Source organism: Paraflavitalea sp. CAU 1676 (assembly GCF_029223285.1).
Taxonomy (GTDB): domain Bacteria; phylum Bacteroidota; class Bacteroidia; order Chitinophagales; family Chitinophagaceae; genus Paraflavitalea.
Genome location: NZ_JARHUJ010000011.1, coordinates 217,428 through 242,043 on the forward strand (window position 1 = coordinate 217,428; position 24,616 = coordinate 242,043).

The window sequence follows — 24,616 nt, forward strand, 5'->3', positions numbered from 1 at the left end:
AATTCTACTTTTACGGCAAATTGGCCGAAGTGGAAACAGGAAGGGAAAATCTTCGCATACAGAAATGGGTAGTATCGATAGGCGTGTGCCTGTTCCTTATCAAGATCGTTGCTTATTTTCTGACGCGCTCGGTAGCGATATTGACGGACGCTTTGGAAAGCACCGTCAATGTCATTGCCGGCTTTATTGGTCTATATAGTTTGTTTGTGGCTGCCAAGCCACGCGATGAGAACCATCCTTATGGACATGGGAAGGCCGAGTTCCTGTCGGCCGCCGTAGAAGGCACTTTGATCGGAGTGGCGGGCTTGTTCATCATCTATGAAGCGATCGACAACCTGCTGCATCCACGCGAATTGCAAAAACTCGACTACGGTATCATACTGGTAGCCTTTACCGCCCTGGTGAATTTTGCCATGGGTTATTACAGCGTGCGCCAGGGAAAGAAAAACAATTCACTGGCCCTTGTTGCGAGCGGCAAACATTTACAATCCGACACTTACTCAACCCTTGGCATCATCGTTGGCCTTGCTTTGATCTATGTGACGCACATTCAATGGATCGACGGGGTGGTTGCTATCTTGTTTGGTGTGCTCCTCATCATCACCGGCTACCGCATTTTGCGCAGCTCTATTGCCGGCATCATGGACGAGGCCGACCGGGATCTATTGCTGAAAATGGTTGACCTGCTCAACAAGCACCGCCGCGAGAACTGGATCGACCTGCACAACCTGCGCGTGATCAAATACGGCGGCCAGCTGCATGTAGATTGTCACCTTACCGTGCCCTGGTATTTCAATGTGCATGAAGCACATCGCGAGATCGATGAGCTATCCAGCCTCATACGCAACGAATTTGGCTCCACGCTCGAATTGTTCGTACACTCCGACGGCTGCCTCGATTTCTCCTGCCGCATTTGCACCAAGAAGGATTGTACGGTTCGCCAGCAGCCTTTTGTTAAGCAGGTGCCCTGGACGCTGGAAAACCTGGCCCAGAACAAGAAGCACCAGTTAAATCCCGGCGTGTGAAGGGGGGAGACGAGCCCGGCCGAGTTCCGGAAAACGGCCTATATTCGCTTCCCAATGACCTATTTCAGTTAAACATAAATCTGTCAATATGCAAGCCTGGAAAGACTATCAGGAGAAAAACAAGGAGAAATTCCTTAACGAGTTGCTTGAACTGTTGCGCATTCCGTCTATCAGTTCCAACAGCTCCAACAAGGAGGATATGAAGCTGTGTGCGGAAGCAGTGAAGCAGCGGTTGCTGGATGCCGGTGCAGCGACTGCGGCGGTGTACGAAACAGACGGACATCCGGTAGTATATGCAGAAAAGATCATTGACCCCAAGAAACCAACGGTACTGGTATACGGTCATTACGATGTACAACCACCCGATCCGCTGAACCTTTGGCACAGTGGCCCTTTTGACCCCGTGATCAAGGATGGCAAAATATATGCCCGTGGCTCGGCCGATGACAAGGGGCAGTTCTATATGCACGTAAAGGCATTGGAGATTTTAACCAGGACCAATTCGCAGGCTACCAATATCAAATTCCTGATCGAAGGCGAAGAAGAAGTTGGCTCGCCCAACCTCGGCAAATTTGTGGCTGCCCATAAAGACCTGTTGAAGTGTGATGTGATCCTCATCAGCGACTCGTCCATGATCAGCATGGAAAACCCTTCCATCGATATCGGCGTGCGCGGCCTGGCCTATATCCAGGTGGAAGTGACCGCGGCCAACCGCGACCTGCACTCTGGAGTTTACGGCGGTGCAGTAGCCAACCCCATTACGATACTGGCAAAGATGATCGCATCATGCCACGATGAGAACAACCATATCACCATTCCCGGTTTTTACAACGATGTGGTAGAGGCGGGTCAGGAAGAACGCAACCTGATGGCACAGGCTCCCTATGATGAGGAAGAATACAAAAACGACCTCGGTGTAAAGGAACTGTGGGGTGAGAAAGGTTTTACGACCAACGAACGCACCGGTATCCGCCCAACGATCGAGCTCAATGGCATCTGGGGTGGTTATACCGGCGAAGGCGCCAAGACCGTATTGCCATCTAAAGCATACGCGAAGATCTCGGCCAGACTGGTACCCAATCAATCTTCGGAAAACATCACTGCCCTGTTGCTCGATTATTTCCGCAAAATTGCTCCTGCCTCCGTAACGGTTGAAGCAGAGAACCTGCATGGTGGTGAACCTTATATGACGCCGATCGATTCGCTGGCTTACCAGGCTGCTGCCAAAGCCATCGAAACTACTTTCAATAAGAAACCTGTTCCCGTACGCGGTGGCGGCAGTATTCCTATTTGCACTACCCTCGAACGCGAACTGGGGGTGAAGATCGTATTTATGGGATTTGGGCTGGACAGCGACAACCTGCACTCGCCCAATGAGAAGTTTGACCTGGTCAATTTCTACAAGGGCATCGAAACGATCCCTTATTTCCACCAGTATTTTGCGGAATTCAATAAGGCCTGATCGGCTTAAATATCATCATCCCGGAGGCAGAACCTCCGGGATTTTTTAATTTTACACCATGGGTACCGAAAAAGAAAAACTGAGGATCGATAAATACCTGTGGGCCATTCGCCTGTTCAAAACGAGGGCGCTGGCTGCGGCTGCCTGCGATGCGGGAAAGGTTAAGCTGAATGATATGCCGGTAAAGCCATCGAAAACGGTTACGGTAGGCGACGAATACCATGTAAAGACCGAAGCGCGCCGCTGGCGGGTGAAAGTTGCTGCCTTATTGCATAACCGCGTGGCTTACTCAGAGGCCATCAAGTATTATACTGATATTACTCCTCCCGAAGAGCTGGAACGTCTGGAATTCCAGGCAGCGAGTTTCCATACCGGCAAGCGCCTCAGCAAGATTGGCCGTCCTACCAAAAAGCAGCGGCGCGAACTGGGCGATTTCTTCGAAGATGGTGAATAAAAAAAAGCCCGCCGGATCTGCAACCGGGGGCTTTGTCTTACCTATACCTTTGATCAGAAAACTATTGATTGGCGGCTTCGGCTGGCTTCTCTGCTACTTTCTTCTTTCCCGATTTATCCTTGTGCAGGATACCGAAGCGGATACCGATATGCGCATCTGCCTGTTTTGATTCACCCAGCAGGGCGGTGATCACGCTGCCCGAACCAAGAAACACTGGTCCGAAACGGAGCGATAAACCCGCATTGAACTTCGTGAGCTCATTGTAATTGAGCGGCAGGAAGGCGCTGAACAGCCTTGTTTCGTAACGCGGTGTAAGCGTGAATGTATTGCGGTACTGACTATTGTAAGGTTTGCTATCGCTATTGATCAGCGAGAACTGGCCAGCCAGACTGATATAAAACTTTTTGTGCAGGTTGTAGTCCACATCCAGTTGAATGGTAGTGGGCAAGGCTACTTTGTAATCACCTTCTGTGCTGCCGGCAACCGCTGTAAAGTATTGCGGGCGGTTGTCGAAAAATTGCTTGTAATCATCGAGGTCAACATCTTTCAGCTCGGACAGGTAAAAGCGTTCAACGCCGGTAACACCCAGGTCATAGGCACCGCTGCGGCTGAGGTCGCGCTTGTATTTGATAGCGCCGATGTCGAGTAAGGCAAGGCCTACGCGCAACTTGTATTTATTCTCATTACGCTTCCAATCGTATTTATCGCCAGACCTGTACTTTGCCTGGTCGGGACGGAATTCGTACACGAAACCGATGTCTACACCAAAACCTTTGCTATCGAAAGTGGTGAGGTCATCGGCCTCAAAATTATCGAAGCTGGCGCCGCCGAAACCGATACCAATGCGGCCGGTTGTATTGGAGAGATAGCCTTTCTCCGACACTTTATCTTCATTGATCGTTGTACTGAGCTGTTTCAATTGCAGGTAAGTATTACCTACGCCGGCGAGGTATTTAAGGGTAACACCGCCTTTGAGAAAATGCTTCTCCTTATCGAGGATTACCTGCCCTACGCTGGCACCAAACTCGGTCCACGCATTCATATTCACCACCATGTTCTTCGCCGACGTGATGGTGTAAGGCAGTTCGTCGCCGTTGGCGTAACCATCGATCACCTGCTGCAGCAGCGTACCGTCAACATCCTGTACGTTGGCCATCACCCGGCTGCGGGTGGTGAGCGCGATCGAGGTTTTGGGTGATACATTGAACATGAAAGAGGGGCCGATCAATCCAACGCTCATAATACCGTTGGTAGGGCCTGCATTCTTACCATATAACTGGTTTTCGAGACTGTCTGCATTAAAGGATTCACTGAGATTCTTCAGTTTGAAAGAGGCCTGGTTATTACCGCCCAGCACACTCACCGAAACGAGGTTCACATCCCACCTGTAGCGGCTATCGGCGATATTGGCCGGGTTGAAGAATACACCGTTGACGCCGGTATAATTGCCGGTACGATAACCTGTGTAATCCTGGGAATAACCAACCAATGCACTGCACAAAAAAGAAGGGACGATCAATCTACGCAATAGGGTTTGTCCGTTTAATTGCTTAAACATGCGTTAAAGAGGGGTTTAGGGGTTAAGGGTCACAGACATCCAACCGATGTTCCATGCCTTAAACGCAAAAGCACCGGGAATATTTGATGCCTGCAAAAGGGAAATTTCGAAATACAGATTGGTTATCATGCGATCACAACCGCATTGCAGGGAGATTTGGTATTGGTCACCAAAGAATCTACTGGTTAATGCAGCATCACCCTGGCCGGTTTTTACCTACCGGCCCCGTCCCGCTTAGTACCGCCCTTCCCTTCCCGGTCTCCTCCGGCGGGCTGGTTTACGGTCGCTCTTGTTTATCTTTGCGCCATGCGCATCGATATTATCTCTGTTTTACCCGAATTATTGGAAAGTCCGCTATCCCACTCAATCATGAAAAGGGCCCGCGACAAGGGGCTGCTGACCATTCAGGTGCATCACCTGCGTCAATGGGCGATAAATGACTATGGCCAGATCGACGACTACCAGTATGGCGGCGGCGCCGGCATGGTCATGATGCCCGAACCTCTGGCAAATGCCATCGAAGCATTATCGAAAGAAACGAAATACGACGAGGTCATTTATATGACGCCTGATGGTGAAGATTTTTCACAAGGCACGGCCAACCAATTGTCGATGAAGCAGAACCTGCTCATTATTTGCGGACACTACAAAGGCATCGACCAACGCATCCGCGATCATTTTGTAACGAAAGAGATCACGATCGGCAGTTATGTGCTTAGCGGCGGAGAACTGGCGGCGGCGGTAGTGGTAGATGCTATTGGCAGATTGTTGCCAGGGGTGCTCAACGATGAAACCTCGGCCCTGTTCGACTCCTTCCAGGACAATTTATTAGCTCCCCCCGTTTATACCAGGCCGGCAGATTTCAGGGGCTGGAAAGTGCCCGATATTTTACTGAGCGGTGATCTGAAAAAGATTGAAGAATGGCGATATGACCAGGCAGTGCAACGCACCACCGAGAGGAAACCGGACCTGCTGAAAGATTAAGAACGATACTTCCAGCACGGGCTGCCGGATCCATACCGTAGTACAGGGCCCATTCAGGGTGCTGGAAGGTCGACTCATCAAACGAGACGTGATAACTACCACGATGCAACTACGTACACCAAAGCATAAAATACGAGTTGCATAAGCAGGTTGATCAGGATTGTCTTTTTCATAGAGACGGATTTTGGTTGTATCAGTAATTGCATGCTTCATGCCAAAAGCTTGTTATCCACATCGCAAAACTACCCAGGGCTTAACGGGTATCTACCAGCACCCATCTATATACTGCTTTTTCACCTGATTACAGTTCTACAATTAACCGCATACCATCCATTTTAATGACGTAGCCAGCCTCCTAAAAAAGCAGGCAGGTACCACAAAAAAATAGCCCGGATAGACATCCAGGCAATTTATAATCCAATATCCTATGAAAAACCGAGGGTAGGTACGACAAATCGTATACCACCCGGATTCAAATTCAAATTTGCCAATAAATACAAATCAGGCTGCGGAATTGCGGATTATGTTCCGCAAAACGGCTATACTGGCCGGTCTTTTGATCGCGATTTGCCCCACAGATACATTATACATTCTCGTTATTTAACCAGTTCTATACGCAGTGGCTTGCCGCTGAACTCGATCTCTGCCGCGATAAACTGGCCGCTAACGAGACTGATCTTTTTGGCAGTAGCAGCGGTCGCCGCCTTTCCACCCACCCGTATATTGGGATAACCACCGGTAGCCGGTATCATCAGGGTGAATTTCCTTACCTGCTTACGTTTATACAAAGCCTCGTTATTGGTCTTTACTTCTATCGATATGGAACTACCCTGCGGCTGGGCGCTAAAGGTGATCAACTCATAATCGGCTTTTTCGAGTGTACGCGTACTGGTCCCGTCATCGTCGAAAAACACATAAGAAGAGGCAGCCTCAGACGGATAATACAACAGGCCCAGCTCCTTGGAATTATAGCTCTCTGTCGATTTGATCGAGTCGGCTTGCCAAACAGGAATGAAGCCACCTGCCCGCGCAAACACCGGTATTCTTGACAGATCAGCCGGCTGGTTCACATATTGCTTTCCATTTTGCACGCTGTTGTCGTAAAAATTGTACCATTTACCTTCGGGCAGGTACACCATCCTGGCGGTAGCGCCCTGGCTGGTCACCGGGGCTATCAATAAATTGTCGCCCCAGAGGTATTCTTCGTCTGCCTTCAGCGCTTCGGGATCTGCAAAATTGTAATAATACACTGGTCGCATAAGCGGCTTACCCAGTACCGACTGTTCATAACTCAGGGAATAATTGTAAGGCAGTAACTGGTAACGCAGGTTGATGTAATTGCGCACGTTGTTGCGGGTAGCCTGATCCCACAAGGCTGGTTCGGATGGAATGTCTTTGACAGTTTTATCATAATCCCCCAAGGCTGTTCCATGCGGCCTGAATACCGGTGTAAAGGCAGCGAACTGCAACCAGCGGGTGTACAGCTCCGCATCGGCCTGATCGGCCATGGCAAAACCACCTGCGTCGGAATGTACATAGGGCATGCCGCTGGCACTCATACCCAGCAATACCGGGAATTGTGATTTAAGACCGCTCCAGTTGCGGGCCACATCCCCTGTCCAGGGAAATACACTATAACGCTGGCTGCCGGCAAAGCCGGCCCTGTTGAGGTGGAACAATCGAACGGAGGAATAGTCATCCTTGTATTTTTCGAACAGCATTTTGCTCCAATAGTGCCCATACACATTGTGCACTTCATCGGCCCCCATGGGTCGGTTAACACCATAATCCTTGAGGTTATGCATCACCCCAATTGGATGTTTTTCGGGTTCGCCCAGATCGGACCACCATCCGGTAACCCCGTTGGATACCTGCTTTTTGTAGAATTTCCAGATCCAGTCCTGCGCAGGCTTACGGAACACATCCAGCAAACCACCGTTTCCGAAATAAAGCTCTGTAAAATCGTAGGGCTTGCCGGCTGCATCGGTAGCAAGGAAGGGGGTGGCTTCGGTATAGGTCTTTGATGAGCGCAAAATATAAGGCTCGGTGATCAATACCGACTTCAGGTTATTGTTGAGGCGGAAACTTTCAAGCATTAGCTTGGGATTGGGCCATTTGGTGGTATTCGTCCAATCGAGATTGCCGAGGCCGCCTTTGATTTCATCTCCAAACCAGAAAAGGTCGAATATGAGGCCATCCATCGGGAACTTCTGTTCTTTCATTTTGCCCACCACCTCTTTCACCTGCGCTTCGCTGCGATAACCAAACCGCGACACGAAGTTGCCGAGAGCCCAGCGGGGCGGCAGGGGCTGGCGGCCGGTGATGGCTGTATAGTTCTGCAGCATTTCATCCATGTTCTTACCAAACACCACATAGAAGGTAAGTTCTCCACTCACGAAGCCGGCTTCCAATACCGCCTTATCAGTAAGGCCGATATCAAAATACCCTTTCGACGGATTATCGAAGAACAGGGCATAACCGGCCGAAGACAACAGCACAGGCACCGAGAAGTTCAGGTTATCGGCGCCGAGGCCATAGCCATAAGCTGCTATATTGTATAAGTTGAACCGGTATCCGCGACGATCCATTGGCAGGGCACGCTCGCCACCGCCAAAGAATTTTTCCTGATCGGTCAGTTGAAACCGGAATCCATTGTAATCGCCCTGCGTGAACCACGAAGCTGATTTAACGCGCACTTCCTTGCCGGCCTTGAAATAGAGTTTATCGCGTTGAATAACCACGCTGGTGTTGTTTTCCCAGTCGATGGTTTGTGATGTGGCGACGGTTACTTTGGTATTGATGGCTGGCGGTTTGGCGATCACGGCATCGGACACCTGTTCGCCGCGTGTATAACCCGTGGGCCGGTAAGTAGCCTTGATGACCGGAAAGGTATATGACTGAAAGGTCCACTCGCCCTCTTTGGCTTTGTATACCACCTCATCGGCCTTGCCATTAAAAGGATCCTTTCCAACAGTATTGACGATCACTTTTTGTGCCTGTGTGGCTGTTACCAGCAGGAAGAGCAGTACAGCGATCGTGGTTTTTCGCATTATTTGCATTTCTGATTTGTATATGTGGGTCAATTTATAAAAACAACGGGTGCCGTCAAAAAAATTGACGGCACCCGTTTGTTAAAGTGAGTGAAAGCCGCTTAGGGCTTGTCGAATATTTTTGGATCGATCTCTTTATTCACTTCTACTTTCTTTACAGTCGATGTAAGAACCATGCCATTGGGCAACTCGATAGAAAAGTTATTGGGTACGAGCATGCCGAAATCGGTTTTCTTATAATCGCTGAAATTGACAGCCTGTTCAATCGGGTTTCCGCCAATGGACATTTTAGCAACCGTGCGTACAATGAAATAACTTGTTGGATCGACAAAGTGAGTAAAGCTTGTACCGTCTTTGCCGGTGAGCACTATTTTGTAGGCTTTCTTCCCGTTCACTTCTTCCTGTCCGGCCAGTTCGGCAGTAAAACCGTTGGCAGCGTAGTTATACAAAGAACCACCCGGTTCCAGCTGTACCTGGCCAGACTTCACCTGATCAGCAGGCATGGGCTCTGCAGTTACCACTCCGGCCAGCGGGTTGACAGTCCAGCCCCCTTTGTCGGATGTAACGCAATTGATGATCTTTTGTCCGTTGTAGTTGACCTCGCTGATATATCCTTTTTTATACAAGGTCGTCGTTACCGTGGGTGCGGGCGTACCCATAATGTCCATTTCTGACTCGACGACCAGCGATTTCAGGCCGGCGATCTTTTCTTTACCGCCGATGGCCTCAAGGTGCTTATTGATGATCTCATCGGCAGTTTGAGCCTGTACAGCAACACTCAGGGATAAGGCCGCTATCGCGGCAACAGGCATGCGCAAGAATTTCATGGTATTTATTTTTAATTTGATAATAAACATGGAACCAATTTGAAGGGACACGGAAGACGGGTGGCGGCCATGGAGCAAAACAGGCCGGGCCCAGTCGCAATGTTAGACGTAAAAAGGCAGATTATATTACAATTCGCGCGCCATTTTGTGCGGCATATGCGCACATTAGCCTCAGTTTCACCATGCTACCGGGTAAAGTCAGGCAATATAAGCGGTCTTTTTCCAGATCAAATGGTCCTATATTTACGATCAAACCAGGTATCTATGACGAACTTTTCAATTACCGGCTTCCTGGCCGATGTATGGCAGCAAAAGGTATATCCGGCTTCTATCCGGGTGGAAGCCGGCATTATCCGGTCTATCGATCCACTGCCGGCGGGGGCTGCCGTGAGCGAACAGTTCATTTTACCGGGCTTTATAGACAGCCATGTTCATATTGAAAGTTCCATGCTGGTGCCGGCAGAATTTGCCCGCCTGGCGGTGGTACATGGTACTGTGGCGACAGTGAGCGACCCCCATGAAATTGCCAATGTGTGCGGACTGGCCGGTGTGCAGTATATGATCGACAATGGCAATACCACACCCTTCAAATTTTACTTTGGCGCACCCAGCTGCGTTCCGGCCACTATATTCGAAACTGCCGGCGCAACCCTCGATGTGGATGACGTAGAGGCTTTGTTGCAAATGGACGAGGTGAAGTACCTGAGCGAAATGATGAATTTTCCGGGAGTGCTGTTCAAAGACCCTGTTGTGATGGCCAAAATAGCGGCAGCCCGGCGCCTGGGCAAACCTATCGACGGGCATGCGCCCGGTCTGCGCGGTGAACAGGCCAAACAATACATCGAGGCCGGCATCTCAACCGACCATGAATGTTTTACCGAGGCCGAGGCGCTCGACAAACTGCATTACGGTATGAAGATCCTCATCCGCGAAGGCAGTGCTGCCAGGAATTTCGAAGCCCTCATAGGTTTGTTGCACGACCATCCGGAACAGATCATGTTTTGCAGCGACGATAAACATCCCGACAGCCTGGTGGAGGGCCATATAGATCAACTTTGCGCGCGCGCCGTTGCCAAAGGGATCGATCTATTCAAAGTATTGCAGGCAGCCTGCGTGAACCCCGTACTGCACTATCACCTCGATGTAGGCTTATTGCGGGTGGGCGATCGCGCCGATTTTATCCTGGTCAAGGATGTACAACAATTTACGGTGAAGGCCACTTTCATCGATGGTATAGAAGTGACCAAACCTGAAGTGATGCAGCAATGGAACGCTGCCCACAAAACCAACAGTCGACAGGCGCCGGTCAATAATTTCCATGGCAGTCCCATAAAGCCCGAAGATCTCCGCGCCGCTGCGAACGAACAGCCAACTGTTCCGGTTATTGAAGCGCTCGACGGTCAATTGATCACCAACCGCCTTGATGTGCCTGCAAGTTGGCTAACGACACAACACGCAGATTGGTTGACCAGTAATACCGACCGGGATATATTGAAGATAGCGGTGGTAAACCGGTACCACCCTGCTCCACCAGCCATTGGTTTTATCAAAAACTTCGGATTGAAGGCGGGCGCCCTGGCCTCGAGCGTGGCGCACGACTCGCATAATATTGTAGCCGTTGGTGCAGATGATGAAAGCCTGTGCCAGGCGATCAACCTGGTCATCGCCCGGCAGGGAGGTGTTAGCTGTTGTAAAGGTGATGCAAATGCTTCTTCACTCGTAGTAGGGCTACCGGTGGGCGGGCTCATGAGCGATGAAGATGGTTATGCCGTTGCCCGCTCCTATACAGCCATCGACGCCATGGCCAAAGAGCTGGGCTCCACGTTGTCGGCTCCATTCATGACACTTTCCTTTATGGCACTATTGGTAATCCCACACTTAAAGCTGAGCGACCTGGGCATGTTTGACGGAGATCAATTTGCCTTGCTCTGAATAAAACGGACCCCGGGGTCCTGCCTATTTTTGTACTGTTGATCCCGCTCAACATTCCAACCTACCATTGGCCGGGGAAGGCTGTACCTACTTTGGGGGACAAAATTGGTAGACTTTTCATCCGGCGCGCATTTCGCCATGGCGCCACAATAAGACAATACGAAAAACCAGCGTCAGGCGAATGGGTATTTTTCTTCTGCATGCAGGGTGTATTCAACGCCGGTGCGTACAGAAAATCACTTAGGTTGCTAAATTCCTATTCCTTGACATTTGTTATAAGCATAGTTTTTATATCTTTAGTAACAGTTACGGCTATCTATACTGAAACCCACCATTCCAATACAATACCTCTGAATGATTGACCGGTCGTATCCGCCCATGTCATGAAGGCCTGTTTGTGAACCCCCGACTAAACCCGAACTATTGTATGTCATTTAACCAACAGACTGCAGGTGAGCCAGGTATTGTTATTCAAGATGCTCCACTGGTATTTTTTGCAAATGCCGTTCATCCGTTAAGCGATGAAGCAAGAGAGTATGCCAACAGCAAATGTTTTTCCTACAAAGTAAAGAAAGGAGAATTCCTGGTGAGATCGGGCGAGTTGTGCGCTTACATCTACTTCATTCAAAAGGGTATCCTGCGCGGCTATGTACAGGACGGCAAAAAAGAGATCACTACCTGGATCACTGCCGAAAATGAGCTGGCTACTTCCATAACCAGTTTTCATACCCAGCAAAGATCATTCGAGAATATTCAAGCCATCGAGGAGAGCGAGCTCACCGGGCTGCATTTCGATGACCTGCAATACCTCTACAACAACCATCCGGAAGTGAATATTGCCGGACGCCTGTTGCTGGAGAAGTACTATCGTGATGCAGAGGAAAGGGCTTACATAGCCCGCCTTACGGAAGCTACCTCCAAATACCAACGCTTCATTGCGACCAAAAGTTTCATGCTCAACAGGGTACCGCTCAAGTTCATCGCTTCTTACCTGGGCATGACGCTCGAAACACTCAGCCGCATCAGGAGTAAGCTTTCTCACGCCAAATAGTCTCCGACGCTTCCGGATTCCCCGAGAAAATACCTGTATTCACCGGTAAAAGGCCCGGCATAACCCATTGGTTATTGCAAATGGAATTTTATGCCTATAGTTTTGTGAAAAATACAGGATATGCAAAACCAGGATTTCCAGGACACCACCACCGACAAGCCCAGGCGTCGCCGGAAAGATAAAAATATACTGGCCGGCCTCGTGTTACTCCTGGCAGGCACCGTGTTAATGATCAGGCAAGTGGAAGCCGACCTGATACCCAAATGGGTATTTACCTGGCCGATGATCCTGATCGTGGTGGGTTTCTTTATCGGACTTCAAACCCGTTTCCGTGACTTCGGCTGGCTGATCCTGATGGGCATCGGCACCTTCTTTCTATCGGATAATATTTTCCCCGACCATGATGCCAGCCGGTTCATCATACCCGTAGTAGTTTTTGGCGTGGGACTTATCTTACTTTTATCGCCGGGCAGAAAGAAGAACCGCCGTATTGAAGAAAAGACCTACTACGGTGATCCAGCCACACCAATCGAAGAAACGTATGACTACAGTGCTACGGCTACATCCGACGCACTGAATGTTGTTTCCATATTCGGCAACGTGAAAAAAGTGATGTATACCAAAGACCTCAAGGGCGGTGAGATCGTTTCGATCTTCGGCGGCGCCGAGATCAATTTAACGCAGGCCGATTTCAAAGGCCCTATCGTGATCGAAGTAGTGCAGGTATTTGGCGGCACCAAACTGATCGTGCCTCCTCACTGGTCTATCCGCTCGGAAGCGGTAGCCATCTTTGGGGGTATTGAAGACAAACGCCCCCCGCAACCTACCACCAGTTCCGACAAAGTGCTGATACTACAAGGTACGGCCCTCTTTGCCGGCATCGAGATCAGGAGCTTTTAACGTACGCCATTCAATCCTTTCCTTTCAAAATTGTTGCTATGAGTTGGTTTCTGTGCAAAATCGTATACCAGATCATTTGCGGAGAAGGAGAACATACTCCTCAGTTCGATGAACAGCTAAGGCTTATCCAGGCCGATGACGAGAGCACGGCTTTTGCCAAAGCTCAAACGATCGGCGATCTCGAGCAGGAAATGTTCTTCAATCAGCAACAGAAGATGGTGCAATGGAAATTCATCAACGTAAGCGAACTGTACAGAATCTCGGCCCTGATAGACGGCGCCGAACTGTATTCCAGGGTGCAGGAAGCTGATAATGCCGGCGTCTACATCGAGCTGGTCCACAAAAAAGCTGCCCATATCCGTGATAATATCACACACCGGTTTCTTGAGTTATTTTAGCTTACATAAACCAATTCATTCACGGCATCAAAACCATTAGCCACCCATTTAAGCATAGCACCTTGTCAATTACTCCGTTGGGAACATACCGAAACAAACTCATCTTTGCCAGCTGCTGGCTGGTATGGACGGCCATGCATGTAGCCATGCTGCGGTATTGGAATTTGCCCTGGCCCCTGTCGGCAACTGATGCGGTGCTCACCAATCTGCTGCTCGCCGCCATGTGCTGGCTGGTAAGCAACAACCTCCGGTATTACCGTCCGCAAAAAGGAAAATACATTTACATATTGATCCTTTGTGCCGCCCTGAGCGGCATATGGATCGCGCTCGTAAAGCTGGCCATGTTTCAGCTGTATAGCGAAGACATCGTATACCTCTCCTTTCTGCAGGCCTCGCTGCCTGTTCGTTTCTTTATTTCGCTGCTGGCTACAGGCTGTGTGGCCCTTATCAGTGAGTTGTGGTATGCGCAGGAAGAACAAAAGGAAACGTCACAAAGAAGTACGGCAGCCGCTCAACTGGCCAAAGATGCCGAACTGTATAAATTACGGCAACAGCTTCAGCCTCACTTCCTCTTCAATAGCCTGAACTCCATCAGCGCCCTGGTAACGAGCCGTCCCGATCAGGCCAGGAAAATGATCCAGCAGTTGTCCGACTTTCTACGGGGTACGCTTCGAAAAGAAGAAAACCAATGGACCACGCTGGAAGAAGAATTGCAGCACCTCGAATTGTACCTGGAGATAGAGAAGGTCCGCTTTGGACACCGGCTGCATACGCTGGTTGAATTCGACGAAGCGGCGGCGGCTTATAAAATTCCCCATATGCTGCTGCAACCGGTAGTGGAGAATGCCATCAAGTTTGGCTTATACGATACCACGGGTCAGGTGACCATCAGCATTAAAGCCAGTGCCGATAGTGAATACCTGCAGGTGGCGGTACAAAACCCTTTCGATCCCGAAACCTCGACCCCAAAACCAGGTACAGGTTTTGGATTAAGCTCGGTACAACGAAGATTGTATCTCCTGTTTGCCAGGGCCGACTTATTGAATACATCCGTGGCAGACTCCTTGTTTACCACCCTCATTAAAATACCCCGCTTATGATCAAGGCGCTCATAATAGACGACGAACCACTAGCCCGGTCGATCATTGTTGAATACCTGCAGCAGCATCCCGGAATCGTTGTGGCACAAGAATGCGGCGATGGCTTTGAAGGTGTTAAAGCCATACAGCAACACCAACCGCAACTGATATTCCTCGATATCCAGATGCCGAAGATCAATGGCTTTGAAATGCTGGAACTGGTGGAACAGCCACCGGCAATTATATTCACTACTGCCTTCGACGAATATGCGATCAGGGCTTTTGAAAGTCATGCGGTCGACTACTTACTGAAGCCTTTTAGCCAGGAACGGTTTGACAAGGCATTGCAAAAGTGGCTTGATCAGCGGCAACCTGTATCCTCGCCTGCTCCGCTACTCGAGACTGCCTCGCTGGCTCCCCAGCAAAACCAGCGCATTGTTGTAAAAACGGGCGGCAGGATCAGGATCATCCCCATCGAAGACGTGCATTACCTGGAGGCTGCCGATGATTATGTGAAGATCCATACGACGGATGGAACTTTCCTGAAGAATAAAACAATGGCTCATTTTGAGCAGATACTGGATGCCGCACAATTCGTACGAACACACCGGTCTTATATCGTCAACGTACAGTGCATCACCCGGCTCGATCCGCATGAAAAAGAAAGCTGGCTCGCTTTGCTCACAACAGGTGCCCGGATACCTGTAAGCAAAACAGGACATGCGAAACTTAAGGGCGTGTTGGGAATTTAGTGTGGCAAAAGCCTGGCGGGGGAGACTACGTTTCCATAGGCAGCGCAGTCTCCGGCAAATCAAGTGCAAGGATAGGTATAATGGTTAATGGAATTTGATCGCCAAATTACATTTCCCACCAGGCAGTATCTTACTGCAGGGCAAAAGCAGTTCTTATTTTTTTGGCTGCGGGTAAACGGACAGGGGAGAAAAACGGGAGCCGGCATCGATGCAACTGTGCTGATCGACCCTCTCCTCAAAGAAGGTCCAACACAGACTACATCGTTAGTGCAGGGTTGACGCGGAATAAAGGGTCCTCAATTGCAAAAAGGATTTTTTTACTCATCAACCCACTTCACCACCGGCTACCCGGTTAAACAGCTACCTGGGAAAAAGACCCGATCGGAGTGTAATTAATTTTTCAGACACAGGAACAACAACCGTCGACCGGCATTCAACTTCCCCAAGGGTAATCGTGTGTCGCCCGAAGCGATCAATAAAATACAGAGCCCAACCTCAACATTCGAAACTTTATTACGTGCATGAACTCCAGATTAATAAGGTCCGGTTTCTGCAAACCCATTCACACTATCCTATCCCGAACCTGGCGGCAGCCATCGCACTAGCGGGCAATGACACTACCGATTGCAACAGCAGTATGCTGTGTGCTGATGGCATAACAAATATACCTTACCACCACTGGCCGATGTTTTAGCTATAGGGATTCTTTTTTCCATAAATGACCACAAAGTCAAAATAAATCAGTGGTTCCTGAAATACTTCGGAGGATGTCCATAATACTTTTTGAAAGCCGTTGAAAAATTAGCAAAGCTTTGGTAACCAGTCATAGCAGCCACCTGTTCTATCGACGTATCCGTTTCCTGCAACAGCACGCAGGCTTGCTCCATTCTGATCTCCCACAGGAAGTTGTACATCTTAATACCGAACAGTGTTTGAAAGCGCCTTTTCATCGTTCTCAACGTTATTCCATACGTACCAGCCAGTTGTTCCAGGTCGACCGGCTTGTCCATATTGGCAATGAGGTACCGCTTTAATTCATACAGGCTCTCTACTTCACGGTTGGTAAAGCGGATCGCCTTCTTTACAGGATGCATGCCTGTTTCGTGCAACACCAGTAACAACAGTTCATTGACGAGCGCATCATAATGCATCTTTCGCAGATCGCCGGTATAAGGTGAGTAAAGAAGTTCATGAATACATTGCATCATGTGGCGCGTGGCAATCTGGTTAACCTTGCACAAGCGGCTGACAACAGGATTTCTGGTCTTCCCCAGCCAATCGGCCAGGTGTGCAAAACCGGTTGCATAAGTTTGCAGGTATTGCGGAGAGAAATGTATTTCGATGGATGAATACAATTTGTCTTTAAAACTGATGCGCTCTTCCGTACCTGGCAGGGACAGAAAATTGTATCCACGTTCATGCACAGGAGTAGTAAGTCCGCCGGGATCATAAAAAGAAAAACTGTTGTGCAGAATAAATTGAAGCTTATAGACTGGTTCTGTATGCAGTATGGTGAGGCGGTCGCCCCGCTTGATGTGGAAATTATTATACCAAACAGCATATTGGTTGCCAGGGGTTTCCTGCAAAAGCAGATCGCCAAATGCACCCGACGCCGTAAGAGAACGCGCCTCAGGTATCTTGAACTCCCACAATCCTACGGGTTCGGCATCGGACAAAGCAATACGCCCTTCACTTTCTGAAAGGACTTGAACACTCATAAAGACAGGTTTAATGGCTAAATGCCGCTACAATTTCGGTTATCCATCTAATTATTCACTTTTTGCCATGCATTTTTATTTCAGCTGCCGTATAACCGTTAGTATTCCTCACAATTAAGACCTTCTGTAAGGGTTTACTTGTATAGTCACCTACACGTTAGAAAGTATTTTGGTAAAATTGAGTGGATAATAACTGGCAGGGTCCTAAAAAAGAAGCAAATTCCTCTTTCGTTTACGGCCGCGTAAAGAGCACCGGATCGCATTACTGGCCGATCATGACTAGCAACCAACAATTCACTTCCCTGTAGCAAGATCATCTAACTCCCGTAACCCTTTCAAAAGAACATTACTGGTCAAGGCTCTGGTATACATTATTAAAACCAAATGTAATGTCCGCCAGTTTAATACCTACTAACGTAGCATTCAGAGACCTGGCAGGTCCAATCGATGACACTGTCAAAGAGTCCCATATGACTATCGCGCGCAAATTGCCGTGTAAACCTGTTTCTTATGATTCGGTACAGAACATTGTTTATACCAAACAGTTCGCTACCGACCAGGCCATCATTTCCCTGCGCCTGCTCAACCTTTCTACCGACCTGCCAGTGATCTATCACTGGCTTCCGTGGGAGTATACACGTCATTTGAAGAAGGAAGCCCACGTTACGCACCTGCAGGAGATCTACAGCCGCATTGCAGGATCGGGTACTGCCCAATCCTTTATGTTGTTGTTGAACAATGCTACTTTAGCACAGGCTGATCTTTACCAGGCTGCTGCCGACGATATCAGCCTGCAATACACGGCCAGCCAAGGCGATTATAAATTGCAGCTGCTCATCAAACCCGAAAGATTACTGGCCGGCCCCCAATGGTCGTATGCGTTGGAAACCATGATGGAATTCCTCTTTTCTTTCCGTGAAGTAAAACGCCTGGTGATGTTGCTCGACGAGCATGAGCTGTTGAACAGTAAGATCGGGAAACGCGGTTTCATTTTTCATAAAAAGATCACTACCCGGCAAAAGAATTCGTGCTTATACCTATGCAGCCGGGAACAGTTTTACCAATCGCAGGCATAAACAGTTGTATATGCCAGCATCGCACCATCAACGACATACTGCCGATGGGCGGTGCACAACACCAACTGGCCTTACCAGCCCGCAGTACATTTGGTAAACGCCTCCTGAATTTTCTGTTGCGCCTGCGCGATGGCCTTAGCTGTTTTTTTATCGTTGCTCTGCACCGGAATATCCTCCATGGCACCAATGGCGGCCACGTACCAATCGCGCCACACTTCGAGGATATGTTTCTCTGTGGCGGCATCGCCTCCTTTTTCAATATTCGCTTTACCCAACGCACATTCCGTTTGTAACCGCACCAGCGCATTACCGGTTATATCATTGATCAGCGCTATGGCTGTTTTGCCATCGGCGTCGCTCAGGAGATAGGCGGTGGCGAGCGCACTTACCCCGACATGTTTCATCTCTTCTGCCGACACCATTTCCAACCGGTCGCCATCCGTGTGATAATACACATCGGTAAAATGCCACATCAGCAACCCGGGTATCTTAGCCTGTAAAAAGGGGGTGTGATCACTGCCTCCTTCGAAGGGGTTGGTATTGACTACCCAGCCGGTGGCTTTCGACTCCTGCAAGCAGCGGTTCAGCAGCAGATCATTGAAGTAGTGAGGAAACATATCAGATTCTTTCAACGGCGAGCCACCCCATTCGCTGTGCTTGTCGTTGCCACGTGTCCAGATAGCCGAAGGATCGGGCATCTTTTCAATGAGGAAGCTGCCGCCTGTCTTTTGAACGTCTTCACCCACCATATCGAGGCTCAGCCCCCATTTAATGCCTTTGGCGCGCAGCGTATCGTCTTTGATGTAGCGGTTGGTAGAAATGATCTCATCGCCCCACAGAAATGTAATGGTACGTTGAGGATTGATCTTGCCGGCCTTGAGTAAGGCAGCGGTTACCCGCGCCATTTCGGCCAGCGTGCCTACTCCGGTTGCATTGTCGTTGGCCCCCGGCTCCTGGACATGCGCACTGAACACAAAACGCTCGGCCGGCTTTAGGGTGCCACGAACGTTGGCCACCAGGGTCAGTTCTTCCGAAGCGTATGCCCTGGCTGCTGTAACCACCCGCAGCTTAACCAGTCCTTTGGCGAGCGCTTCCTTCAACCGCTTGCGTGCTGCGGTCGACAGGAGTATCCCCCATTTACGTTTTGTAGAATCGGGCTCGTACCGGATGCCCTGGAATTGTATGGAGTTGACGTGCTTTTCGGGCTGCGTGTACCCTGGCAGGGAATAAGCAAGTGCGCCGAGGGCACCAACCTTCATCGCTTTCGTATAGGCGGCGCCAATACCCCCATCGGCCATCAGGATCTTGCCGGTAAAGTCTTTTCCTTCCAGGTCTTTGTCGGTCGCTTTGCCGATATCGACCAGTTCGCCTGTTACGCCCGCTGCACCGGTGGATGCTGAATTGATGGCCAGCATATTGCGGTTGGTGACAAACTCCAGCAAGGGCTTACTTTCTCCATCTATGAACAATTGGGCATTGACTGGCTCCCAGGTAGGCCGCTGCATGGGTCGCTTTTCGATGCGGTAGGTGAGTACTGCATCCGTTTCGCCAGTCGTTTCGCGCACATACCCTGCCTGCTGCAGGATCTTCTCCACATGAAAGATGCTTTCATTAAATCCGGTATTGCCGGCTATGCGCCAACGCTGCTCCACAAATGCAACGGTTTGATAAGCATTATCGGCGACAAATGTTTTTCTAAGCTGTGTGAAGTATTCTTTCTCCCGGGGAGATGCTTTTTGGGCCTGTGCTCCGGAACAAAGGATCAGCAATGGTAACGCCAGGGTTGTAATCAGATTTTTCATTCTACGCATGGGATAGTAGTTACAATATACGAAAAGCAATTGGGCAGCGTTCAGCTGCCCAATCTATATTAACAGGTTTCGATCGATGAACGATGGTATCAGGCTTCCTGACCTATCCATACAGCGCCACCGATACTGTTGCGACGCGACCCGGTAACGGAGGCGAGTACGTTGTTCTCCTCGCGCCACCGCAATACACCGATGAGTGCCATGACGATTGCCTCTTTGAAATCGGCCAGCTGTTTGTCGGGCACCACCACTTCGATCCCATCTTCTGCGAGCAATTCCGTCAACCGCCCGATGAGGAAGGTGTTGTGCGCGCCTCCACCGGTTACCAGCAGTTTACGGCTGCCGGCTGATGCCTCCTGCCCCTGGTTATTCACCACGGGAGAGAGGGCTTTTTTGATCTGCAGGGCAATATGTTCTATGTACGTACGCAGGCTATCCTGTATCCACGATTCCTTTTTGCCAAAGCGGAAGCCGGTCACCAACGGGAATACGACATCGGTACCAAAATCATTGGCCAGCGATTTGGGACCGGTGAGCTGATAATACTCTAATGCGTTGAGCGTATTCAGTAATTCGGGCTGCAGGGTACCGGTGGCCGCCAGCTGTCCGCCGTCGTCATAATTTTTGCCTGCCTTGTTGGCCAGCATGTTGAGTACCCGGTTGGCCGGACACACATCGAAGGCAATATAGTCGGCCGTGAGGTTACACGATACGTTGGCAATGCCGCCGATATTGAGGAACAGGGGGTAATCTTTCAGCAGGAGTTTTTCGCCGATGGGCACAATCGGTGCGCCGTGCCCCCCCAGGGCGAGGTCCATGGCACGCAGATCGCTCACTACGTTGATGCCGGTGGTGGCGGCGATGGCAGCGCCGTCGCCCAGCTGGGCCGTCATTTGCTGACCGGGCACGTGAAAGGTCGTATGTCCGTGCGAGGCAATGAGTTGAACTTTGTATTCGAGGCCGTTCTCTTCGATAAACGAATTGACCAGTTGCCCGGTATAATGGCCATACGCGGTGTGCAGTAACTGATAGTCGAGCGCATTGAGCATTGTGGCCTTCTTCAATTTCTCGACCCACTCGGGGCTATAGGCGTAGCAGGCGGTGGCCTTGATCTCATAGCTCCAGTTGCCCGACTGCTCGTGCAATTCCACAAAAGCGATGTCCAAACCATCCAGCGAACTGCCACTCATGAGCCCGATTACACGATATACCATAATTTTATTATTTCTGATTTCAGAACGTAGGTTTTAGTTTTGTCCACCAAATGTCAGGCTTCGCCATCAAAATCCAAAACTTAAAGCATGGTAATCAATTTAAGCGACCAATGTTCCCTGGTATCTCAATGGATCAGTGAGCTGCGCGACGTGCAGGTGCAAACCGACAGGATGCGCTTTCGCCGCAACCTGGAGCGCATTGGTGAGATCGCCGCCTATGAGATCAGCAAAGTGCTGGATTATGAGGAAAAAGAGATCCAAACGCCGCTGGGCATATCGCAATGCGATGTGATCCGGGAGCAACCGGTATTGGCCACCATCCTGCGGGCCGGCCTTCCCCTGCACCAAGGTTTGTTGAACTATTTCGACAAAGCCGATAATGCTTTCATTTCTGCCTATCGCAAACACAACCGGGACGGCTCATTTGAGATAAGTTTGGAATACGTATCCTGCCCCGAACTGGAGAACAGGGTGGTGATCATTTCCGATCCGATGCTGGCCACCGGCTCTTCGCTGGTCAAGACCATTCAATACCTGCGGGAAGAAGGGCACCCCCGTGAGATCCATATCGTAGTGGCCATCGCCTGTACCGTGGGCATCGAATACGTACAGCGGAGCGAGCCCAACGTCAAATTATGGTGCGGCGCTATCGACGAGGAACTTACCGCCAAGGGGTACATTGTGCCCGGTTTGGGCGACGCAGGCGACCTTTCGTTCGGCACAAAAGTCCAAATGTAAATTTTCATTGCTGGTTCCCTCTTTTTGTCGTATTTTGTATTTACTTAGTAAGTACCAACTATGCGGATGAGGATCTTTACAATACTGACGGCTTTATGCCTGATGCTGAATACAGTTTCTGTTACAGCCCAGGACCCTAACTTTTCCCAGTTCTTCGTATCGCCGCTCACCCTCAACCCTGCCCTCACCGGCAAATTCAATGGTACGTTCCGTGTAGCAGGTAATTATCGTGATCAGTGGCCTGCCATCAGCAATGCCTTCATTACCTCTACTGCTTCTTTCGACCTTCCCATTCTTACCGGACGCATTTCCGAACTCGATACCTGGGGTGTAGGTGTTATGGCGATGACCGACAGAACGGCCAATGGCATCCTCACCACCAATAGCATCGCCGTTACTACCGCTTACCATAAAGGACTGGATGAAGATGGCCTGCACCAGATCGGCATCGGTTTCCAGGGCACGTATACCAATAAAAGGCTCGATGGCACTAAACTGAATTTCCAGAATGAGCTGGATGATTTTGGCGGATGGACCAACCCCAGTGGTGAATCCGTGGATGAACAGGTGCTCAATGTCAAGTATTTCGACTTCAGCCTCGGCGCCCTGTATAACGGTTCTACCGATGGCTACAACAACTTCTACCTGGGTGTTTCGGCCTACCACGTCAATAAGCCACAGGAAACCTTCACAGGTATATACTACACGCTCAATCCCCGGCTCACGGTGCATGCTGGTGGCGCCATTCCCCTCGGCGACCGCAGTAAAACGGTCTACCTCAGTTCACTTTTCAGCCGCCAGGCGGCCGCCAACAATATTGTTTTGGGAGGTGCTGTCGGATTCAATGTCAACGGCGATGAAGAAAATCCCACCAATTTCTATGCTGGGCTATGGACCCGCTTCAACAATGTTAATGATGCGGTGATTCCCTATGTAGGTCTCGAGTTTGGCGGCTTCCGTTTGGGTGCCTCTTACGACGTAAATATTTCAAGTCTTAAAACAGCTTCCCAAAGCCGTGGCGGTATTGAAATTTCCCTCATCTATATCAACCGCCCGCCAGGTAATAAAGGCATACCCTGCCCGAGATTCTAGCTTTTACCCAGATCATTTCTCTTTCTTCACCAACCCGATCTTTTTACCACTCACATAAGGATTGTCCCGGATGATGAACCGGTAAGGCAAGGCCGCATCGTCGCCTGCATAATCTACCCCGATCCTGGGCGTCGCGAGCAGGTCGGCTTTCTTCACCAGGTAGCCATCGTCGGCGATAAATAATTCATCCCTCAGCAGGCTGAGCCCTGTATGCCGGGTATGGAAACCGAAAGCTTTACCGACATTGCCGGGCCCTTTCGTGAGCGTAAAATCCAATTGCTTCTTACCGGTTCGCTCCAGCATAATGTCAATTCCCTCCAGCGGTTCTGCAGCCCGCACAAGAATAGCGTGGGGTATGCCTTGTTGATTGGTGACCACATTGAACATCTGGTGTATGCCATAACACAGGTACACGTACGCGGTACCTCCGGCACCATACATCACTTCAGTACGGTTGGTACGGCGGCCACCCCAGGCATGAGAAGCGCGGTCTATTTCTCCGGCATAGGCTTCCGTTTCGACTATACGGCCAGCTGTGAGCCTTTGACCGAACTTTGTAACCAGGACTTTTCCCAACAGCTCTTTCGAGATCTTCAGTACATCGGACCGGTCATAAAAATCCTGTTCCAGTTTTTTCATGAGTAATGCAATAGATATATTTGTTAAGTTTGACTGCACAAGCTTTTCCTTATCCTGTGAGTCACTGCCCCGGGCACCTCAAATTTATTAAACTTGCTGAAAGAAATAGTTATAGCGATACAGTCCTATTCAAGGGCTCACAGGTTCATTGCAAAACACAACCTGTGGAAGTGGATCATTATTCCGGGTATCTTTTACATGATCCTGTTCATGCTGGGCATGTATTTCTTCTGGACCTCCTCGGGTGCGGCGGTTACCTACGTTAGTCATACCGCCGGCATCGACCGGTGGCTGCATCGCCAGAGCAGCGGTTTCCTGAGTTTTATTTTCATACTGGGCGAGATCATGGTAAGGCTCATTCTCGTGTTGTTCTATTTCTCCCTGTTCAAATACCTGTTCCTGATACTGGGCTCTCCCCTGTTTGCGTACCTGAGCGAAAAGACCGAAGCGATCCTTTCCGGAAAGGACTATCCCTTCAGCTTCCAGCAATTGCTGAAGGATATGCTGCGCGGTATTAAGCTGGCTTTGCGCAACACCCTGTGGCAAACGGTTTACCTGTTCTTTTTGTTCGTGGCCTCCTTCGTGCCCGTTATCGGCTGGGTTACCCCGGTCATTGTGTTGCTGGTGGAATGCTATTTTTATGGATTTTCGATGCTGGATTACAGTTGCGAGCGCCACAAGCTATCGCCCACCGCGAGCATCGAGTTCATTGGTAAACACAAAGGGCTCGCCATTGGCAACGGTATCGTTTTTTACCTGATGCACCTGGTGCCTTTTGTAGGATGGGTGCTGGCCCCCGCCTATGCCGTCATTGCAGCAACGATCAGCTTGTATTACCAAAACAAAGAAGTGTAAG

Annotated in this window: 21 protein-coding genes; 14 read left to right on the forward strand and 7 right to left on the reverse strand. The window is 49.9% G+C overall.

What is annotated here, in order from left to right; translation table 11 throughout:
- Nucleotides 1-29 precede the first annotated feature (29 nt).
- From P2H89_RS31560 to P2H89_RS31570, 3 genes are all read left to right on the forward strand, one after another.
- Entirely contained in the window at nucleotides 30-1,025 is a 996-nt protein-coding gene (locus P2H89_RS31560) for a cation diffusion facilitator family transporter (RefSeq protein WP_275834785.1), read from the forward strand.
- 88 nt (nucleotides 1,026-1,113) lie between these two features.
- Nucleotides 1,114-2,487 carry a dipeptidase gene (locus tag P2H89_RS31565; RefSeq protein WP_275834787.1) on the forward strand — a complete coding sequence of 458 codons (1,374 nt, stop codon included), beginning with the start codon at nucleotides 1,114-1,116 and terminating at the stop codon, nucleotides 2,485-2,487.
- A gap of 58 nt (nucleotides 2,488-2,545) precedes the next feature.
- Nucleotides 2,546-2,941 (forward strand): S4 domain-containing protein, encoded by a 396-nt coding sequence (locus P2H89_RS31570; protein ID WP_275834789.1) that lies wholly within the window; start codon nucleotides 2,546-2,548, stop codon nucleotides 2,939-2,941.
- 61 nt (nucleotides 2,942-3,002) lie between these two features.
- Here the strand turns inward: P2H89_RS31570 and P2H89_RS31575 are convergent, their stop codons facing one another.
- A complete protein-coding gene (locus tag P2H89_RS31575; protein ID WP_275834791.1) occupies nucleotides 3,003-4,499 on the reverse strand; it encodes a DUF5723 family protein in 1,497 nt (498 codons plus the stop codon).
- 306 nt (nucleotides 4,500-4,805) lie between these two features.
- On the opposite strand from P2H89_RS31575, the gene trmD reads away from it, so the two are divergent.
- Nucleotides 4,806-5,483 carry a tRNA (guanosine(37)-N1)-methyltransferase TrmD gene (gene trmD / locus P2H89_RS31580; RefSeq protein ID WP_275834793.1) on the forward strand — a complete coding sequence of 226 codons (678 nt, stop codon included), beginning with the start codon at nucleotides 4,806-4,808 and terminating at the stop codon, nucleotides 5,481-5,483.
- 596 nt (nucleotides 5,484-6,079) lie between these two features.
- Here trmD and P2H89_RS31585 read toward each other — a convergent pair.
- Complete coding sequence (locus tag P2H89_RS31585; RefSeq protein WP_275834795.1) at nucleotides 6,080-8,533, reverse strand: TIM-barrel domain-containing protein; 2,454 nt, start codon at nucleotides 8,531-8,533, stop codon at nucleotides 6,080-6,082.
- Between the two features lie 101 nt (nucleotides 8,534-8,634).
- Nucleotides 8,635-9,360, reverse strand: coding sequence for a hypothetical protein (locus tag P2H89_RS31590; RefSeq protein WP_275834797.1), 726 nt, complete (start codon nucleotides 9,358-9,360; stop codon nucleotides 8,635-8,637).
- A 264-nt stretch (nucleotides 9,361-9,624) separates the two neighbouring features.
- Here P2H89_RS31590 and ade point away from each other — a divergent pair, with 264 nt between their 5' ends.
- The 6 genes from ade (at nucleotide 9,625) to P2H89_RS31620 (ending at nucleotide 15,472) form a co-directional block, all read left to right on the forward strand.
- A complete protein-coding gene (gene ade / locus P2H89_RS31595; RefSeq protein ID WP_275834799.1) occupies nucleotides 9,625-11,292 on the forward strand; it encodes an adenine deaminase in 1,668 nt (555 codons plus the stop codon).
- Nucleotides 11,293-11,719: 427 nt separating this feature from the next.
- Complete coding sequence (locus tag P2H89_RS31600; RefSeq protein WP_275834801.1) at nucleotides 11,720-12,343, forward strand: Crp/Fnr family transcriptional regulator; 624 nt, start codon at nucleotides 11,720-11,722, stop codon at nucleotides 12,341-12,343.
- 120 nt (nucleotides 12,344-12,463) lie between these two features.
- Nucleotides 12,464-13,243, forward strand: coding sequence for a LiaF domain-containing protein (locus P2H89_RS31605; RefSeq protein WP_275834803.1), 780 nt, complete (start codon nucleotides 12,464-12,466; stop codon nucleotides 13,241-13,243).
- Nucleotides 13,244-13,281: 38 nt separating this feature from the next.
- A complete protein-coding gene (locus tag P2H89_RS31610; protein ID WP_275834805.1) occupies nucleotides 13,282-13,641 on the forward strand; it encodes a DUF4288 domain-containing protein in 360 nt (119 codons plus the stop codon).
- A 77-nt stretch (nucleotides 13,642-13,718) separates the two neighbouring features.
- Nucleotides 13,719-14,741, forward strand: coding sequence for a histidine kinase (locus P2H89_RS31615; protein ID WP_275834808.1), 1,023 nt, complete (start codon nucleotides 13,719-13,721; stop codon nucleotides 14,739-14,741).
- Nucleotides 14,738-15,472: a LytTR family transcriptional regulator DNA-binding domain-containing protein gene (locus P2H89_RS31620; RefSeq protein WP_275834810.1), complete on the forward strand. Its 735-nt coding sequence runs from the start codon at nucleotides 14,738-14,740 to the stop codon at nucleotides 15,470-15,472. The genes P2H89_RS31615 and P2H89_RS31620 overlap by 4 nt, the downstream gene beginning before the upstream one ends.
- 740 nt (nucleotides 15,473-16,212) lie before the next feature.
- Here P2H89_RS31620 and P2H89_RS31625 read toward each other — a convergent pair.
- Entirely contained in the window at nucleotides 16,213-17,190 is a 978-nt protein-coding gene (locus P2H89_RS31625; RefSeq protein WP_275834811.1) for an AraC family transcriptional regulator, read from the reverse strand.
- Nucleotides 17,191-17,660: 470 nt separating this feature from the next.
- Between P2H89_RS31625 and P2H89_RS31630 the strand changes: the two genes are divergently transcribed.
- Complete coding sequence (locus P2H89_RS31630; protein ID WP_275834813.1) at nucleotides 17,661-18,266, forward strand: GNAT family N-acetyltransferase; 606 nt, start codon at nucleotides 17,661-17,663, stop codon at nucleotides 18,264-18,266.
- Between the two features lie 71 nt (nucleotides 18,267-18,337).
- Here P2H89_RS31630 and P2H89_RS31635 read toward each other — a convergent pair whose 3' ends face one another.
- Nucleotides 18,338-20,077, reverse strand: coding sequence for a M28 family peptidase (locus tag P2H89_RS31635; protein ID WP_275834815.1), 1,740 nt, complete (start codon nucleotides 20,075-20,077; stop codon nucleotides 18,338-18,340).
- 89 nt (nucleotides 20,078-20,166) lie between these two features.
- Nucleotides 20,167-21,291, reverse strand: a complete 1,125-nt coding sequence (locus tag P2H89_RS31640; protein ID WP_275834817.1) for an anhydro-N-acetylmuramic acid kinase — start codon at nucleotides 21,289-21,291, stop codon at nucleotides 20,167-20,169.
- Nucleotides 21,292-21,378: 87 nt separating this feature from the next.
- On the opposite strand from P2H89_RS31640, the gene upp reads away from it, so the two are divergent.
- Both upp and P2H89_RS31650 read left to right on the forward strand, forming a co-directional pair.
- Nucleotides 21,379-22,029, forward strand: coding sequence for a uracil phosphoribosyltransferase (upp, locus tag P2H89_RS31645; protein ID WP_275834820.1), 651 nt, complete (start codon nucleotides 21,379-21,381; stop codon nucleotides 22,027-22,029).
- A gap of 66 nt (nucleotides 22,030-22,095) precedes the next feature.
- Nucleotides 22,096-23,121, forward strand: a complete 1,026-nt coding sequence (locus tag P2H89_RS31650) for a PorP/SprF family type IX secretion system membrane protein (protein ID WP_275834822.1) — start codon at nucleotides 22,096-22,098, stop codon at nucleotides 23,119-23,121.
- A gap of 12 nt (nucleotides 23,122-23,133) precedes the next feature.
- Here P2H89_RS31650 and P2H89_RS31655 read toward each other — a convergent pair whose 3' ends face one another.
- Nucleotides 23,134-23,760 carry a DNA-3-methyladenine glycosylase gene (locus P2H89_RS31655; RefSeq protein WP_275834824.1) on the reverse strand — a complete coding sequence of 209 codons (627 nt, stop codon included), beginning with the start codon at nucleotides 23,758-23,760 and terminating at the stop codon, nucleotides 23,134-23,136.
- A 93-nt stretch (nucleotides 23,761-23,853) separates the two neighbouring features.
- Between P2H89_RS31655 and P2H89_RS31660 the strand changes: the two genes are divergently transcribed.
- Nucleotides 23,854-24,615, forward strand: a complete 762-nt coding sequence (locus tag P2H89_RS31660) for an EI24 domain-containing protein (protein WP_275834826.1) — start codon at nucleotides 23,854-23,856, stop codon at nucleotides 24,613-24,615.
- The last annotated feature ends 1 nt before the right edge of the window (nucleotide 24,616 follow it).

Excerpts from the sequence above, each read along its gene's own strand:
- P2H89_RS31570 (WP_275834789.1), top strand. The coding sequence starts at position 2,546 with ATGGGTACCGAAAAAGAAAAACTGAGGATCGATAAATACCTGTGGGCC.
- P2H89_RS31620 (WP_275834810.1), top strand. The coding sequence starts at position 14,738 with ATGATCAAGGCGCTCATAATAGACGACGAACCACTAGCCCGGTCGATC.
- trmD (WP_275834793.1), top strand. The coding sequence starts at position 4,806 with ATGCGCATCGATATTATCTCTGTTTTACCCGAATTATTGGAAAGTCCG.
- P2H89_RS31600 (WP_275834801.1), top strand. The coding sequence starts at position 11,720 with ATGTCATTTAACCAACAGACTGCAGGTGAGCCAGGTATTGTTATTCAA.
- P2H89_RS31655 (WP_275834824.1), bottom strand. The coding sequence starts at position 23,760 with ATGAAAAAACTGGAACAGGATTTTTATGACCGGTCCGATGTACTGAAG.
- P2H89_RS31630 (WP_275834813.1), top strand. The coding sequence starts at position 17,661 with ATGACTATCGCGCGCAAATTGCCGTGTAAACCTGTTTCTTATGATTCG.
- P2H89_RS31650 (WP_275834822.1), top strand. The coding sequence starts at position 22,096 with ATGAGGATCTTTACAATACTGACGGCTTTATGCCTGATGCTGAATACA.
- P2H89_RS31590 (WP_275834797.1), bottom strand. The coding sequence starts at position 9,360 with ATGAAATTCTTGCGCATGCCTGTTGCCGCGATAGCGGCCTTATCCCTG.
- P2H89_RS31610 (WP_275834805.1), top strand. The coding sequence starts at position 13,282 with ATGAGTTGGTTTCTGTGCAAAATCGTATACCAGATCATTTGCGGAGAA.
- upp (WP_275834820.1), top strand. The coding sequence starts at position 21,379 with ATGGTAATCAATTTAAGCGACCAATGTTCCCTGGTATCTCAATGGATC.
- P2H89_RS31585 (WP_275834795.1), bottom strand. The coding sequence starts at position 8,533 with ATGCGAAAAACCACGATCGCTGTACTGCTCTTCCTGCTGGTAACAGCC.
- P2H89_RS31565 (WP_275834787.1), top strand. The coding sequence starts at position 1,114 with ATGCAAGCCTGGAAAGACTATCAGGAGAAAAACAAGGAGAAATTCCTT.
- P2H89_RS31640 (WP_275834817.1), bottom strand. The coding sequence starts at position 21,291 with ATGGTATATCGTGTAATCGGGCTCATGAGTGGCAGTTCGCTGGATGGT.
- ade (WP_275834799.1), top strand. The coding sequence starts at position 9,625 with ATGACGAACTTTTCAATTACCGGCTTCCTGGCCGATGTATGGCAGCAA.
- P2H89_RS31625 (WP_275834811.1), bottom strand. The coding sequence starts at position 17,190 with ATGAGTGTTCAAGTCCTTTCAGAAAGTGAAGGGCGTATTGCTTTGTCC.
- P2H89_RS31575 (WP_275834791.1), bottom strand. The coding sequence starts at position 4,499 with ATGTTTAAGCAATTAAACGGACAAACCCTATTGCGTAGATTGATCGTC.
- P2H89_RS31605 (WP_275834803.1), top strand. The coding sequence starts at position 12,464 with ATGCAAAACCAGGATTTCCAGGACACCACCACCGACAAGCCCAGGCGT.
- P2H89_RS31635 (WP_275834815.1), bottom strand. The coding sequence starts at position 20,077 with ATGCGTAGAATGAAAAATCTGATTACAACCCTGGCGTTACCATTGCTG.